The sequence below is a fragment of the Nitrosospira sp. NpAV genome, from assembly GCF_000832065.1.
Lineage (GTDB): Bacteria > Pseudomonadota > Gammaproteobacteria > Burkholderiales > Nitrosomonadaceae > Nitrosospira.
On record NZ_JXQM01000226.1, the window covers coordinates 1 to 322 of the forward strand.

1 pseudogene is annotated in these 322 nt (G+C 51.2%); it reads left to right on the plus strand.

Going from position 1 to position 322, the window contains the following annotated elements:
* A pseudogene (gene murD / locus SQ11_RS17720) lies at positions 1-219 on the plus strand (UDP-N-acetylmuramoyl-L-alanine--D-glutamate ligase); the annotation flags it as partial.
* Positions 220-322 lie beyond the last annotated feature (103 nt).

A 322-nucleotide genomic window follows, 5' to 3' on the forward strand; every position in this document is an offset into this window, starting at 1 on the left:
ATTCAGGGCTGCAATGTACCGGTACAGCGCGTGGCAACTATGGATGAGGCTGTCCGGGTAAGTTTTTTGCTGGCAGAGCGTGGCGATAGCGTTCTACTCACCCCGGCCTGTGCCAGTCTTGATATGTTCAACAACTACATCCATCGCGCTGAGGTTTTTACGGCTGCAGTCCAGGGAATCGAACACAAATTTGTACTCACGGCACAGACATGTCACTAACCGTATGATAAGTCCATCCACTACACATAATCAGCCAATCCAGCCCGAACTAGATCTGCATCTGCTTTCAGCTGTTCTGCTGTTGCTGGGCCTAGGACTGGTC